Here is a 372-nt window from a genome sequence, read left to right on the forward strand (position 1 = left end):
GTGGTGGCACTTTTTGGAAGGCACCCAGAGGTTGGAGGATCCGGTGTCGAATACCACCTTGAACGACTGCGGCGGCGTGCCGATACTGATCACTCCGTAGTACTGAGCATCAAGATAATTTGACAATGGTTCGGGTGAAGGGCCAGTCACATCGTATTTTAATCTCAACAGCTCCAGTTCAGTGCCAACCTCATGAAAGTGGGTTCTCGCAGTTTTCATACGATGTAATGGCACCCTATATAGTGCCATTACGGAGCTGGCGATCAGCGCCAAAAAAAATAAAGATATCTTTCCCATTGTTGTTTTTAGAAGCCGCAACTAGGCGACTTGCTTATGAGAAATTGACTATTGTTATTTATTGATTTATTAAAA

1 protein-coding gene is annotated in these 372 nt (G+C 44.4%); it reads right to left on the reverse strand.

Annotated elements, in window-relative coordinates:
* Positions 1–297 (reverse strand): pepsin-like aspartyl protease (locus tag F0U44_RS24180; RefSeq protein ID WP_497707150.1); only part of this gene is annotated, 297 nt, incomplete at its 3' end.
* Between the last annotated feature and the right edge of the window lie 75 nt (positions 298–372).

Source organism: Nocardioides humilatus, assembly GCF_008373755.1.
Lineage (GTDB): Bacteria > Actinomycetota > Actinomycetes > Propionibacteriales > Nocardioidaceae > Nocardioides > Nocardioides humilatus.